Annotated in this window: 10 protein-coding genes; 1 reads left to right on the forward strand and 9 read right to left on the reverse strand. The window is 31.2% G+C overall.

The window, feature by feature from the left end; all coding sequences use genetic code 11:
* Positions 1-23: 23 nt before the first annotated feature.
* Positions 24-806 (forward strand): nucleoside triphosphate pyrophosphohydrolase, encoded by a 783-nt coding sequence (mazG, locus tag ACFSSB_RS02370; RefSeq protein ID WP_379900560.1) that lies wholly within the window; start codon positions 24-26, stop codon positions 804-806.
* Positions 807-1248: 442 nt separating this feature from the next.
* On the opposite strand, the gene ACFSSB_RS02375 is transcribed toward mazG, so the two are convergent.
* The 9 genes from ACFSSB_RS02375 to ACFSSB_RS02415 all read right to left on the reverse strand — a co-directional run bounded on the left by ACFSSB_RS02375 (position 1249) and on the right by ACFSSB_RS02415 (position 12562).
* Positions 1249-3165 (reverse strand): DUF349 domain-containing protein, encoded by a 1917-nt coding sequence (locus ACFSSB_RS02375; protein WP_379900562.1) that lies wholly within the window; start codon positions 3163-3165, stop codon positions 1249-1251.
* A 116-nt stretch (positions 3166-3281) separates the two neighbouring features.
* Positions 3282-4040, reverse strand: coding sequence for a shikimate dehydrogenase family protein (locus ACFSSB_RS02380; protein WP_379900564.1), 759 nt, complete (start codon positions 4038-4040; stop codon positions 3282-3284).
* The gene (locus ACFSSB_RS02385) at positions 4009-5028 is read right to left on the reverse strand and encodes a DUF368 domain-containing protein (protein WP_379900566.1); all 1020 of its coding nucleotides are present in this window, start codon (positions 5026-5028) and stop codon (positions 4009-4011) included. Before ACFSSB_RS02385 ends, ACFSSB_RS02380 begins: the two co-directional genes overlap by 32 nt.
* A complete protein-coding gene (locus ACFSSB_RS02390; RefSeq protein ID WP_379900568.1) occupies positions 5028-6035 on the reverse strand; it encodes a DUF368 domain-containing protein in 1008 nt (335 codons plus the stop codon). Before ACFSSB_RS02390 ends, ACFSSB_RS02385 begins: the two co-directional genes overlap by 1 nt.
* A gap of 55 nt (positions 6036-6090) precedes the next feature.
* Complete coding sequence (locus tag ACFSSB_RS02395; protein WP_379900570.1) at positions 6091-7476, reverse strand: tetratricopeptide repeat protein; 1386 nt, start codon at positions 7474-7476, stop codon at positions 6091-6093.
* A gap of 139 nt (positions 7477-7615) precedes the next feature.
* Positions 7616-8746, reverse strand: coding sequence for an aspartate aminotransferase family protein (locus tag ACFSSB_RS02400; protein ID WP_379900572.1), 1131 nt, complete (start codon positions 8744-8746; stop codon positions 7616-7618).
* 56 nt (positions 8747-8802) lie between these two features.
* Positions 8803-10611 (reverse strand): OstA-like protein, encoded by a 1809-nt coding sequence (locus ACFSSB_RS02405; protein WP_379900574.1) that lies wholly within the window; start codon positions 10609-10611, stop codon positions 8803-8805.
* A gap of 215 nt (positions 10612-10826) precedes the next feature.
* The gene (locus tag ACFSSB_RS02410; RefSeq protein WP_379900576.1) at positions 10827-12098 is read right to left on the reverse strand and encodes an adenylosuccinate synthase; all 1272 of its coding nucleotides are present in this window, start codon (positions 12096-12098) and stop codon (positions 10827-10829) included.
* An 11-nt stretch (positions 12099-12109) separates the two neighbouring features.
* A complete protein-coding gene (locus tag ACFSSB_RS02415) occupies positions 12110-12562 on the reverse strand; it encodes a Fur family transcriptional regulator (protein WP_379900578.1) in 453 nt (150 codons plus the stop codon).
* Positions 12563-12575 lie beyond the last annotated feature (13 nt).

Genomic DNA, 12575 nt, shown 5'->3' on the forward strand with positions numbered 1-12575 from the left:
GTAAATTTACCAAAATACAAAGTATGAATTCTAGAGAAAACCAACTAAAAGCATTTGATAGATTGTTAACCATTATGGATGAGCTTCGTGAGCAGTGTCCTTGGGATAAAAAACAAACTATGGAAACTCTACGTCATTTAACCATAGAAGAAACCTATGAACTTGGTGACGCTATTTTAGATCAAGATTTAGAAGAAGTAAAAAAAGAACTTGGTGATGTATTGCTGCATATTGTTTTTTATTCCAAAATAGGAAGCGAAACCAAAGACTTTGATATAGCAGATGTATGTAATAGTATTTGCGATAAATTAATACACAGACATCCTCATATTTATAGCGATGTTAAGGTAGAAAATGAAGCAGATGTAAAACGTAACTGGGAGAACTTAAAACTAAAAGAAGGTAAAAAAAGTGTGCTTGAAGGTGTACCTAAAAGTTTACCAGCTTTAGTAAAAGCCAATAGAATTCAAGATAAAGTTGCTGGAGTAGGTTTTGATTGGGAAGAACCACAACAAGTTTGGCTAAAAGTAGAAGAAGAACTTCAAGAGTTTCAAGATGAAGTAAAGGCAAAAAATCAAGAAGCTATGGAGAGTGAGTTTGGTGATGTTTTATTTTCTATGATAAATTATGCTAGATTTTTAAAAATAAACCCAGAAAATGCCTTGGAACGTACTAACAAAAAGTTTATTAATCGTTTTCAATATTTAGAGGAAAAGGCAAAATCTTTAAATAAAAATTTAAAAGATATGACTTTAGCAGAAATGGATGTTTTTTGGGAAGAAGCAAAGCGTTTACCAAAACAATAAATAAAAATAAAACTTATCTACTAGAGTTTAATCCAGATTTATTATTTAAAACGAAGCATTTTACAAAGGATTAAACTAATGTAAAGACAATCTTGTAACTGTTCCTGAAACGTTATTATACGCTTCTAATGTTTAAGCTGATACTTGTATTTGACTTGTAAAAAGGAGTAGGATAAGCAGGAAAGAATTTATAACGAATAAAAAAAAACATTTTTTTTTATTTCCTGAAATCCAAAATTAATTTTCTTGCGTATATACTATTAAATGACACTATTTCTTAAATGAGTAGATTAATAGCATAGTTAAATCTTTTCAGTGTCATTAATATAAGGGTTGTTTTTTTTAGTTAAAAAAATAACAATTTAGTTAGTTTAGTTAGAACAAATCCTATTTGAGTTTAGTTATTCAAATAGGATTTGGTATTTTATATCGTTAAGCTTTATTACTTCATAAAGCTCCTTAGCTTACTCAGTTTGGTTTTCCAGTTTTCTAAAGACGCTTTGTGTTTATCAATGTTTTTATGCACTTCTTTTACAAGCGGATTGTCCTTTTTTACATTAGTAAAAAACTGAAGATTGTTTTCTAATTGATTTATTTCTCCTTTTACTTCGCTAATTTTCTTTTTAATATAAGTATACTCATTATCTAAAAGTCTACTGTCTTTAGCGTTGCTTAAAGATTCTAACTTGTTTTCAAACTTAAGCATTTCTGCTTCGTCCTTATTCATTTTAAGGCTATCAAATAAAACGTCTAAGGTTTTATTAAACTTACCTTCAATATAGCGTTTGTTTCTTGGTACGCTACCTAAGGCTTTCCATTGCGCAATATGTTCTTTAATTAGTTTTAAATCTACATCATTATCACCAGTCATTTCTAGTGTTTTCATGGTTTCTAACAATTCTTTCTTCTTGTTGTATACTTCAAACTCTTCTTTGTTTTCAGCATCTTTTATAGCGTGAAATTTGTTAAAATAATGGTTGCAAGCGCTTTTAAATTGTTTCCAGATTTTATCACTATCTCTTCTTGGTACGTGACCAATATTTTTCCATTCCTCCTGGATTTTTTTCATTAAAGGAGTAGTGGTTTCAAAATCTTCATTGTCCTTATTGTCTTCGGCAATTTTAATTAATTCTAATTTTTTTTCAAGATTAGTGTGTTGTTCCTTTTTAAGGTTCTTGTAAAAAGCGTTTTTATTTCGGTTAAACTCTCTAACTACATTTTTAAATTTAGACCAAGTGGCTTCGTTTACTTTTACAGGAACTTTACCTGCACTAAAAAACTCTTTACGTAAGGCTTCTACTTCTTTTATCTTGTTTTGCCAAGCACTATGTGTGTTTCCTGGTTTTTTAGAAACGGCTTCAATTTTAGCAATTATAGCTTGTTTGGTTTGTAGATTTAGTTCGTAAATCTTGTCTAGGTCTTTAAAGTATTCTTGACGTTTGTCATGAATAATTTTGGTAGCTGCTTTAAATCTATTCCAGATTTCATCTCTTTTTTCTTTAGCAACAGGACCAAGGTCTTCTTTCCAAAGCTTATGCAATACTTGCAATTCTCTAAAGGCACGATTTAAATTATCATCTTGAGCTAATTCTTCTGCTCTTTCAATAATTTTTAGTTTTTGCTCTAAATTATGTTTAAAGTCTAAATCTCTTAAATCTCTATTTAAATGTAAAAAGTCGTAAAAAATTTCTACATGATGGTGGTATGTGTTCCAAGTATTATTGTATTTATCTCTTGGTATTGCACCAGCATTTCGCCATTGTTCTTGCAGATCTTTAAAGTGTTTATAGGTTGTGTTAATGTTTTCTTCAACATTAATTAAACCTTTTATTTCTTCAATTATGCGTAAGCGTTCTTCAAGATTTTCTTTGTGACTTTTTTCTATGGTTTTGTAGTGCGTATTTAATTTGTCACGATATACAAAGTAGGTTTCTTTAAATTGTTTTTGAAGCGGACTGGAGTAATAAAAATCTATTTCATTACCACCTTCGTTTAAAAACTCTTCCTTTTTTTCTTCTAGTAGCGCACTAAATTTAGCTTTAAATTCCGCTCTTATATCTTCTACATGCGACTTAATGGCTTGTGGTTTTTCGTAATTCACCAATTTTTCAAGCTCTGCAGCTAAGTCTTCTAACTCCATAGCATGATAGTCTTTTACATCTATTTCATGCCTTTCTTTTGTACCTTCATCTTCCGCATCTTCCGCATTTACTGCTTCAATTTCATTAACAGCTTCATCATGTTCTTCATGATTTTCTTGTTGTTCAGTTACTTGGTTTTCTTCCGTTAGGTTAGAATTTTCAGTTTTCTGATTTTCTGGTTTTCCGTCTGCTTGCAGCAGGTTATCTTGCTCTGACATTGTAAAAATGGTTGATTTGTGATTGTACTGTAGCGTTAAAGATACTAAACAAGGCTTAAATTTTCAAAAAAGTCATGAGTAATAACAAAATGAATTTAAAAGTTTATAGGTATTTGCTATTTATTCCAAATACTCCATGATTTTTCTGCTTGTAATTCTAGCATTCTATAACCATTTATTATGGTTGCTTTTTTCTGTTTTCCGTAGTTTAAAAAGGTAGATTCTTCCGGATTGTAAATAAGGTCAAAAAGCAGGTGTTTCTGGGTTATTGCTTGATACGGAATGTTAGGACAAGCTTTTACGTCTGGATAGGTACCTAAAGGCGTACAGTTAATTATTATGGTGTTGTTGGCTATAATTTCTGGAGTAAGCTGTTGGTAAGAAATTTGATTTTCTTTAGTTGCATTTCTAGATACATAAGTATATGTAATATCTAGTTTTTGCAAAGCAAAAGCTATGGCTTTACTTGCGCCTCCTGTGCCTAAAATTAAGGCCGTTTTATGATGTGGTTTTAAATGCGGTGTTAAAGATTTTTTAAAGCCATAATAATCTGTATTGTAGCCTTTTAGTTTTCCTTTTTTGGTGAACTTTATAGTGTTTATAGCACCTATTTTTTCAGCATTTTTGTCTAACTTATCTACATACGGAATTATTAATTCTTTATACGGAATAGTAATATTAAAGCCTTTAATACTAGTGTCTTTTAAAAGCAAAGGGAAGTCTGAGATGCTTTCTAAATCAAAATTTTGATAGCTAGCATCTGTAATTTCTTCTGTTTTAAATTTTTTTGCAAAATAAGATTGAGAGAATGAGTAGTCTATGTTTTTTCCTATTAATCCAAATTTACGCATGTGTCTTTCTTGTTTTTTGTCCATAAAATTCTAAAGCTAAAACAATTGCTATACCAATAATAATACAAAAAATAGCAAAGTATGTTTCTTGGTTTAGTTCTGGTATAAACCGTTTATAGTTTTCTATTACTTTTTTTCCGGTAGAATCTATTAAAAAGCTACCATCTTCATTTAGTTTATAAATGGTTTGTTTAAAAGGCCAAACCACACCTAAAGAACCTATAATAAAGCCAATAATAGAAGCAGTAGTTATGCTTTTATAGTTTTTTAGTATATAGCTTAATATATGAGAAAAGGTAACCAAACCAGTTAAAGAGCCTATAGTAAAAACGCTTAGTATTTTTAACATTCTTATACGTTCTACATTGTGTATAAATGAAAAATCGCCTTTAATGATATCTGAAAAACAATTGTATAGCGCATTTACAGAATCTACTAAAAGCAATACATAGTTACCTAAAAGAATTAAAATAAACGATCCTGAAAATCCAGGAAGCGTCATACCAGAAACACTAATAATACCACAAAAAAAGACAAACCAAAGGTTATCGTTTTCTTTGGCAGGATCTAAAAAGCTAATGCTTACACCAATGGCAATACCTATAAAAAGAGCAAGGTAGGTTTGGTATTTCCAGTCTTTAAAATCTTTACTTATTTGGTAGATAGAACCTATAATCATTCCGAAGAAAACACTCCAAACATAAAGCTCATAGTGTATAATTAAATAGTCTAAAATTTTAGAAACACTAAAATAACTAATTAGCATTCCGAAGAACAATAAGCTTAAAAAACGACCATTTATATATTGAAAAAAGCTTTTAAATCTTCGGTTAACCAAAAGCATAAAGGCTTTGCCATTAATTTTTTGAAGCGAATAAATAAACTCTTCATAAAATCCAGCAACAAAAGCTACAACACCACCAGAAATACCAGGAACTTTGTTAGCAGCACCCATTCCTAATCCTTTTAAGACTAGAAATATTTTGTCTGTTAATGTTCTGGTATTTTCCATTAATGCACTTTGTTTCCTATTTTTTCTAGAATGAATATAGTTAAAAACCCTATAACCATTAAGGCAATAGCAATTAGTACTTGTGCATCTATTAGGTTTAGTTCTGTAAATCTGGAAGGTAGTATGCTTTTTTCTACAATGGTTTTATAGCTTTCAAAATCTTGAATTGTTTTTTGGTAAACAGAGAGCGTACCTAAGTTGGTAATATTGGCAAAAGGTATTACATCTCCTGTAGCATCACTCATAACAGTTATTGTTTTTTTCCAGGGCCAAATTTTATTCAGCGAACCAAAAATAAAACCAGTTAAAACGGCTAGTGTAATATTGTGGTAATGTTTAAATAACCATTTTAAAACTCTTGAAAAGCTTAACAAACCAACAATAGCACCTAAAGCAAATATGGCTATTTTTTTTATGTCTAAACTATCTATTGCGTTGCTTAATGTTTTATAAGCACCTAAAATGACTAATATAAAGGAACCCGAAATACCAGGTAAAATCATGGCACAAATAGCTATTGCTCCTGCAATAAATAAAAAGTAAGGGTTGTTATTGCTTGCCATAGAAGGCAATGAGGTTATATAATAGGCAAGTACAGCACCAAAAATTACGGCTAGAATAGTTGCTAGATTCCACTTGGTAATTTGTTTACCAATAAATAAAATACTAGCAATAATTAACCCAAAAAAGAAAGACCATATTAAAATAGGATGTTGCTCGATAAGGTATTTAGCAAGCTTCATAAAAGAAGCAAAGCTAATGATCATACCAATTAACAAGGCTAATAGAAAATTACCGTTTATTTTTTTCCAAAAAGCATTTATACCTTCGGTTTTTAAAACTTTTAGCGTGTTTAGGTTTACATTACTTATGGTAGTAATTAACTCTTCATATATACCAGAAATAAAAGCTATTGTACCACCTGAAACACCTGGAACAGCATCTGCAGCTCCCATTGCAATTCCTTTAAAGGAAATGATTAAGTAGTCTATAAAACGTCTTTGCATACTTTGATTTTTTTTACTCAAACCAAAGGTAATATTTTTGTAAAACAAATGTGCTTTATTTTACATTTAGTAGCTTTTTAACTTGTGGTTTAACAAAAACATTAGGAAAAAGTTCTTCAATAATAAAAGCGTATTCTTGGTTAGAACGAACAGCGTTTTTTAAGTGAAAAGTTCCTTTTTCTATTTCGTGTTGTAAAAAGTACAAACCACCAAGTCTGTATTCTAATTCTGCATTTTCTGGATGAAATTCTGCTGCTTGTAAAAAGTTATAAATAGCAGCTTCTGTTTCGCCTATTTTTAATAAAATATCACCACGAGCAATCCATGTTTCAATCTCGTAGTTTCCTAATTCTAAAGCTTTTTTATAACCACGTTCTGCTTCTTCTAAAAAGTTTAAACGATGATTTATTTGTGCATAAAGTTTCCAATAAACAACATTTTCTGTGTCTATGTTAATAGCTTTATTGATATAGTATAAGGCTTTTTGGTAGTTTTTTTTCTTGTTATAAAACTTTGTAATAGCTATCCAACCTTTATCTAATAAAGGATCTTCATGAACTGTTTGGTAAAAATACTGAACCGCTAAATCGTCTTTTCCTAATTTTTCATAACACTGTGCTATGCGTAGCAAGGCAAAAGATGTTGGGTCTTCTAACTGTAAAGTTAAGGTGTAGCTTTCTATAGCTTCTTCGTATTTTTTTAATTTTTCTAAGACTTTACCTTTTTCTAAATATGCACCAACAAAAGTATCATCAGATATAATGGCATAATCATAAGCAGCAAGTGCTTTTTTGTAATCTTTTATGGTATAATATTGTTTACCTAATTGATGCCATGCAACTTCACAATACGGATTGTTGTTTAAATAGTTGTTTAAGTATTCAATAGCTTCTTCGTTTTGATCTAAAAAATCAAAACAATAAATCATATTGTATAGAGCAGAATAATCTTCAAGATCTTGCTCAAGACATTTAATAAAGTTTTGTTTTGCTTCTTCAAATTTATCTAAAAATAAGTATTCCATTCCTATTAAGGAATACAGGTCTGTAGTATCATCGGCAAATTTTAATGCACTTTTTAGTACATCTACAGCTTTAGCATGATTGTCTTGTTTGGAAAATATATTTGCTTTCTGAATATATATTTCTTCGTTTTGAGGTTCTAAATTATGAAGCTCATTTAAAAGTTTATCTGCTTTAGGAAGCTCATTTTCAAAAATATAAACTTCTACTTTAAATAATTTTAAATTTACAGAAGTAGGATGTTGTTCTAATCCTAATTTAATGGCTTTTTTTGCTAAAGCAACTTTACCTTGATTAAGGTAATAATGTATAATGTTCTCAAACTCATTCGAATCGAAAAACAATACATTGTTTGTTTTTAACATCGATTCAAATTTAGAAAGAGGTAAATTGTTATTGTCGTTGTGACTGAACTCCATAGGCAATGGGAATGGTTCTACAATATTAAATGTACTATTCTAAATTGCTTGTAAAATAAAAACGCTTAAATGTTTTTAACAAAGTAATGAACAGCATTTGGTTTTGTTAATAAATTGAAAATCAGTTAATTAAAGTTTGTTAATTAGTCTCTATACTATTTAGTATGGCAATAATAATGCCACAACCTTTAATGATTTCTTGGTTAGAGATGGTTAGTGGAGGAGTAATTCTAATTGCTTTTGGTTCAAAAAGCAGCCAAAAAAGAATAAGTCCAGCTTCTTGAGAACGCAAAATTACTTGATTTGTTATATCTGCAGAAGGAGTCATTGCGGCAAGCATTAAGCCTTTTCCTCTAATTTCTGTAATTAGTGGGTGTACTAAATGTTTTCTAAAAAGCGCTTCTTTTTCTAATGTTTGGGTTATTAAATTACTTTCTGTAACTTCTTTTAAAGTGGCTAAAGCAGCAGCAGCAATAACAGGATGACCACCAAAGGTAGTGATGTGTCCCAATTTAGGATTGTCTTGTAGTAAGTCCATAAGTTTGCCTGAAGCTGTAAAAGCACCAATAGGCATACCACCACCAAGGCCTTTTCCTGTTACTAGAATATCTGGAATACAGTTGTAATTTTCAAAACCAAAGAGTTTTCCTGTACGTCCGAAACCTGGTTGTATTTCGTCTAAAATTAAAAGAGCGCCAACTTCTTTACAGCGCGTAGCAACCTTTTGTAAATAATTGTTTGTAGGTTCTATAAAGCCTGCACCACCTTGAATGGTTTCTAAAATAACAGCAGCAGTTTTATTGGTAATATGTTGTATATCTGCCTCGTTATTAAATGCAATAAAAGAAACATCAGGAACCAAAGGTCTAAATACTTGTTTGCGTTCTTCAAACCCCATGACACTCATAGATCCCATAGTATTACCATGGTATGCTTTTTTAGCAGCAATAATTTGGCTTCTTCCGGTTGCACGTTTAGCCAATTTTAAAGCACCTTCAATAGCTTCTGTACCTGAATTGGTTAAGTATGTTTTTTCTAAAGATTTTGGTAAGTGTTTAGCTAATAACTTGGTTAGTTCTACAGCAGGTTTTTGTATGTACTCACCATAAACCATGACATGTAAATAACTGTCTATTTGTGTTTTTAAAGCAGTAACTACTTTTGGGTGTTTATGGCCAAGTGTACATGCTGAAACTCCTGCAACAAAATCTAAATAGGCTTTATTGTTAGCGTCATAAATATAGGATCCTTCTGCATGTGAAATTTCCATTGCTAATGGATGCGGAGAAGTTTGGGCTTGATATGTTAAAAAATCTTTTTTAATGACTACTCTTTTTTAGGTTCTATTAATTGAGGTTTGGCTTTTAGTACTGCAGAAGAACGTGTAACGTTGGGTTTGGTTAGGTTCTTTTTTGGTACGTTTCTAGATGCTTTAGGGTTAGTAATAGTTTTGTTGGCCTTTTTAGCTTCGTCATCATCTGCTTTTTCTATGCGTTCTAGCATTTCATTGTCAAAGAATTCTTCTTGCGGCACATAATCTTCTAAGCCTTTTATTACTGGTAGGTTTAGAGGAGGGTCATCACTAAATAAATCTTCTACGCTTTTTGGTCTTTCTTCTTCTCTCCAATCAAAACCTTTTAATTTTCTTACGTTTTTTGGAAATTCAGATTCTGGATATGTTTTTCCGTCTACTTGTCTAATTTTTCGTAGTTCAATAATTTCGCTGTCAGCAAAAAGCATCTTAATGCTTCCAGATTTAGATTTATCTATTCCTACAAGTTCATTTTTTTCGTTTCTAGCAAAATAAATAGATTCCGCATTTTTATCAATATCTACTTGTTTTAGGGTGTTGTCTTCGTTAAATAAACCAACAAGTGTTTTTCCTGTAATTTGGTTGTAGCCAGCTCCTAATGTGTCTTTACTAATAATGAAAGCGTTATCAAAAACAATTAAAGAATCTAGTTTTTCGGTTTTAGGGTTTGATTTTATATGAATGGTATCACCAGTCATTTGGTTACCAAGATTCCAAAGTATAGGTTGTCTTTTTGTTACAAAAGCATCTTTTGAATTTACATTAGCAAGATTGATAAGTTCTGTTAATCCTGTTTTATGATTGACGTGAATAGAATCTGCTTTTCCGCTCATGTCTGTTTTATAAAACTTAGCATTTTTAAAGGCTCTTGTAATTCTGTTTTCTGCTTTTCCTGTAACCATTAAAGTGTCTGCATGAAGATAAAGCGAGTCTCTTTCTTGTAACGAAATAGCTAAAGCGCGTTTGGTAATAAAAACAGAATCTTTAAGTTTGTAAATTTCTGCATAGTGCCCTTTTACAATACTGTTATTTATGGTGTCTGTCACTTTTATATTATTGGTTGCAGAAGCAAAACTCCTGTTATTGTCAAAGAACATACTGTCTCCTTCAAAAATTCTGTTTTCATAATCTATTTTAGATTTTTTAACAGCGTATCCTTGTTTGGTTTCTGTATTATAAAAACCTTTTTCGCAGTATATTTTACTTTCTTCGGTTACAATAGTGGAAGGACCATATAGAAATGCATATCCTGTTTCGGTATAAAAATCTAATCGATCTGTATTTATGGTATAGTCAGGATTTACCAGTTTTACATTTTTTACAAACTGGTATTTTTGAGCATTCATGTAATAACGTCCAATTTGACTAGTAATGGTTCCTGAAGAATCACGAACTACTCTTCCGTTGCTTTTATAAAAGGCTTGTTGTTTCGCGCGATCAAAATATAAGGTGTCTGTAGTTAAGGTAGAAGCAGGTTCTTTTAAAATAACGTCACCACTAGCAAAGGCTAGTTTGGTTTTTCCGCTGTATTCTACATATTTAGACGTCATATTAATGCTGTCTCCTTGTTTCATTTTTACGTTTCCGTAGGCTTCTACAAAGTTTTCGTTAGAGTAGAGTAGTGCTTGATCACACCACATATCTACTCCTTCATGAATTACGTGTATTTGTCCGGAATCATCACGAGTCATGATTTTTAATCCTGGAGCTTCTTCTTCTTTAAATTCTAAGAATCCAGAATATTTAATTTGTATTTGTTGTTGTGCTTGGGCAGAAGCAAAAGCAAAGAACAAAAAAAGTATATAAATGTACTTTAATTTCATGTGTTTGTATTTATTGATTTTCAAGGTTCACATGTAGCATCCATTGTATTTTAAGGGTTGGCACCAATTTTATGGTATGGATGTTTGAAAATCTATAATTTGTGGTAAAAATAACTATTATTATTAAGTGTTATATAGGTTTATGAATTTTTTAATACCAAAAAACCTGCCGAGTAGATACAAGGCAGGTCTTTTAAGTTTTTTGTTTATGTGAATTACATAAAAATAGTCTGTTTTCTATCTGGACCAACAGAAACCACATGAATAGGGATTTCTAGTTCTTTTTCAAGAAATGCGATATAGTCATTCAATTCTTTTGGGAATTGCGCTTTATCTGTCATTTGTGTTAAATCTTCTTTCCATCCTGAAAAATCAGTATAAACAGGTTCTAGGTTTTCTGGTTCAATATTATAAGGTAAATGTGTAATCGTTTCTCCTTTATATTTGTAAGCAGTACACACCTTTAATGTTTTAAAACCAGAAAGTACATCGCCTTTCATCATCATTAATTTAGTAACACCATTTACTTGACAAGCATATTTAAGGGCAACTAAGTCTAGCCATCCGCAACGTCTTGCTCTTCCTGTAACAGCACCAAATTCATGACCTATTCTAGCCATATCTTCACCAACTTTATCAAAAAGTTCTGTTGGGAAAGGACCAGAACCAACTCTTGTAGTGTATGCTTTAAAGATACCATATACATCACCAATTTGGTTTGGTGCTACACCTAAACCAGTACAAGCACCTGCTGCTGTAGTGTTACTAGATGTAACAAATGGGTAAGTACCAAAATCGATATCTAAAAGCGAACCTTGAGCACCTTCAGCAAGAATACTTTTTCCTGATTTTTGTGCTTGGTATAAATATTCTTCGGAGTCAATAAATTGTAAAGATTTTAAAACCTCTACAGATTCAAAGAACTCTTTTTCCATTTCTTCTAAATCATATTGCACATCCACATTGTAAAAGGCAATCATAGCTTCATGCTTATCTGCTAAAGCTCTATATTTTTCTTTCCAATCGGTTAATTCTAAATCACCAACACGAATTCCGTTTCTACCCGTTTTATCCATGTACGTTGGACCAATACCTTTTAAGGTAGATCCAATTTTAGCTTTACCTTTAGAAGCTTCACTAGCTGCATCTAACAATCTGTGTGTTGGTAAAATTACGTGTGCTTTTCTAGAGATGATAAGCTTCTTTTTGTAATCTATATTAAATTGGTCTAAACCTTCTAGTTCTTTTGCAAAAACTACAGGATCTATAACAACACCATTACCAATTACATTGGTAGAGTCTTCATGAAAGATTCCTGACGGAATGGTTCTTAAAACGTGTTTGATGCCATCAAATTCTAGTGTGTGTCCTGCGTTTGGACCACCTTGAAAACGTGCAATAATGTTGTAGTCTGCGGTTAAAACGTCAACAATTTTTCCTTTGCCTTCGTCTCCCCATTGTAAACCTAGTAGTAAATCTACTGCCATTGTAATTTTAGTTATTTAGTTGCTTTTTTTGTGCCGTAAAAATAGAGTGAATGATTATTGATTTCAATATCAAAAACCTCTTCAATTGTTTTTTTGATAGATTGAATTCTAGGATCGCAAAACTCAATTACTTCACCTGTATCTGTAAGAATAACGTGATCGTGTTGCTTGTCAAAATAAGATTTTTCATAGTGTGCTTGACTTTGTCCAAATTGGTGTTTTCTTACCAATGCACATTCTAGAAGTAATTCTATTGTATTATAAAGAGTAGCTCTACTAACACGATATTTTTTATTTTTCATGTTTAGGTATAGCGACTCAATGTCAAAATGTTCATCACTGTTATAAATTTCTTGAAGAATGGCGTAACGCTCAGGCGTTTTACGATGTCCTTTACTTTCTAGAAATTTTGTGAATACATTTTTTACAATTTCTTGGTTTTTTGTATCTGTTTTTACACTCATAATTTCGGCGTAA

It is taken from the genome of Lacinutrix gracilariae (assembly GCF_042684485.1).
Taxonomy (GTDB): Bacteria; Bacteroidota; Bacteroidia; order Flavobacteriales; family Flavobacteriaceae; genus Oceanihabitans; species Oceanihabitans gracilariae.

Coding starts and splice junctions, on each gene's coding strand:
- ACFSSB_RS02405 (WP_379900574.1), bottom strand. CDS start 10,611: ATGAAATTAAAGTACATTTATATACTTTTTTTGTTCTTTGCTTTTGCT.
- ACFSSB_RS02380 (WP_379900564.1), bottom strand. CDS start 4,040: ATGGACAAAAAACAAGAAAGACACATGCGTAAATTTGGATTAATAGGA.
- ACFSSB_RS02400 (WP_379900572.1), bottom strand. CDS start 8,746: ATGGAAATTTCACATGCAGAAGGATCCTATATTTATGACGCTAACAAT.
- mazG (WP_379900560.1), top strand. CDS start 24: ATGAATTCTAGAGAAAACCAACTAAAAGCATTTGATAGATTGTTAACC.
- ACFSSB_RS02415 (WP_379900578.1), bottom strand. CDS start 12,562: ATGAGTGTAAAAACAGATACAAAAAACCAAGAAATTGTAAAAAATGTA.
- ACFSSB_RS02385 (WP_379900566.1), bottom strand. CDS start 5,028: ATGGAAAATACCAGAACATTAACAGACAAAATATTTCTAGTCTTAAAA.
- ACFSSB_RS02410 (WP_379900576.1), bottom strand. CDS start 12,098: ATGGCAGTAGATTTACTACTAGGTTTACAATGGGGAGACGAAGGCAAA.
- ACFSSB_RS02375 (WP_379900562.1), bottom strand. CDS start 3,165: ATGTCAGAGCAAGATAACCTGCTGCAAGCAGACGGAAAACCAGAAAAT.
- ACFSSB_RS02390 (WP_379900568.1), bottom strand. CDS start 6,035: ATGCAAAGACGTTTTATAGACTACTTAATCATTTCCTTTAAAGGAATT.
- ACFSSB_RS02395 (WP_379900570.1), bottom strand. CDS start 7,476: ATGGAGTTCAGTCACAACGACAATAACAATTTACCTCTTTCTAAATTT.